At 65.5% G+C, this 1,669-nt stretch carries 2 protein-coding genes; both read right to left on the bottom strand.

Annotated features, from left to right (window positions below; translation table 11 throughout):
* Window positions 1-48 precede the first annotated feature (48 nt).
* A complete protein-coding gene (locus AC2VOK_RS17120) occupies window positions 49-1,500 on the bottom strand; it encodes a FadD3 family acyl-CoA ligase (protein WP_343709696.1) in 1,452 nt (483 codons plus the stop codon).
* Window positions 1,497-1,669: amidohydrolase family protein (locus tag AC2VOK_RS17115; RefSeq protein ID WP_428901550.1), on the bottom strand; the 173-nt coding region annotated here is incomplete at its 5' end. The genes AC2VOK_RS17120 and AC2VOK_RS17115, both read right to left, overlap by 4 nt.

The following is a 1,669-nucleotide window of genomic DNA, read 5'->3' as shown; positions in this document are numbered from 1 at the left end:
ACCAGTGAATACCATTCACATATCAGGCATACTCTGTCGCGAATCATGTCAGCGCAGTAGGTCTTTGACCACCTTGCCGGTGGCGTTGAGCGGAAGCCCGTCGAGGAACTCGACCGATCGCGGCACCTTGAACCCGGCCATGCGTTCGGCGCACCAGCCGATGAGCTGGTCGGCATTCACCGCATCGTTGGCCACATCGTCGGCCACGACGAATGCCTTACCCACTTGCCCGAGCCGCTCGTCGGGGACACCGATGACCGCTGCCTGCGTGACGGCCGGATGTTCGAGCAGGAAGCCCTCGATCTCGGCGGGATAGACGTTGAAACCGCCCACGATGAACATGTCCTTCTTGCGGCCGACGATGCGCAGCCGTCCAGTCCCGTCGATGGCGCCCAGGTCCCCGGTGTGCAGCCAGCCGTCGCAGTCGATCGCGTCGGCGGTGGCGGCGGGATCGTCCAGGTAGCCTTGCATGACTCCGTAGCCACGCACGAGCACTTCACCGTCGCCGGCGATGCGCACCTCCACACCCTCACAGGGCAGGCCCGCGGTGGTCGCCACGTCCTCCCAGGAGTCGCCGGGCCGGGACAGGGTCACGTTACCGGCCTCGGTGAGGCCGTACCCGGTCATCAACGTCTGGAACGGTAGCTCGCCGTGGATGCGGCGGACCAGTTCGACGGGGATGTCGGCGGCGCCGGTAACTCCGGCCCGCAACGTCGACAGCCGGTCCCTGTCGCGCACGGTCAGCAGCGAGTGGTACAGCGTCGGCGGCCCGGGTAACATCGTGATGCGTTCGCGCTCAATGAGATCCACCACTACGTCGAGGTCGAAGACCGCGACCGGCAGCATCGTCGCCCCGCGCAGGAACGACGTGATGAGTCCCGCCTTCAGGCCGAACGTGTGGAAGTACGGGTTGATCTGCAGGTAGCGGTCGCCCTCGCGCAGATCGGCCAGCGTGGCCCACTCCTCGTACATCCGCAGCGTCTGCCGGTGGTTCATCATCGCGCCCTTGGGCCGCCCGGTCGTACCCGAGGTGAAGATGATGTCGGCGATGTCGGTGCCGCTGACCGCCCGCTGGAACGGCGAACCGCCGGAGAGGAAGTCGGATTTGAGGTCGATGACCGGTACCCCCGCGGGCGCGGTGTAGTCCTGGCCCAGGAATCCCTTCTGCACCAGCACGGCCTTGGCGCCACTGCGGACAATCACGTCGCCCGCCTCTTCGGTTCTAAAGCGCGTGTTGACCGGAACGAGCACTCCGCCGGCGGTGAGCAGACCGAACGCCGCGACGATCCAGTCCGCGGAATTGGGCGCCCAGACAGCGACGCGATCGCCCTTCTCGATTCCAAACGCGGCGAAAGACCCTGCGGCGCATTGGACTCTTTCGACCACTTCGGAGAACGTGAAGCGCAGCGGACCGTCGACTACAGCTTCAGCGTCGCCGAAACGGTACGCCGCGCTCGCGACCATCTCCGGGATGGTCTGCCAGGCAGCAGGCCCCGTCACACCGTGACGAGACGACCGAGGTTGCCACCCATGATCTTTGCCTGATCCTCGACGGACAGATGTGCCAGCGCGTTGATGTAGAAGGTCGGTTCGGCCAACCCTTCCGGATGCGGCCAGTCCGAGCCGTACAGCACCTGATCCACACCGACCAGGTTGACCAGATCGTCGA

This window comes from Mycobacterium sp. TH-M116 (assembly GCF_057473685.1).
The sequence above is the reverse complement of the archived record's forward strand: the minus strand, read 5'-3'. Positions and strand labels throughout refer to the sequence as shown.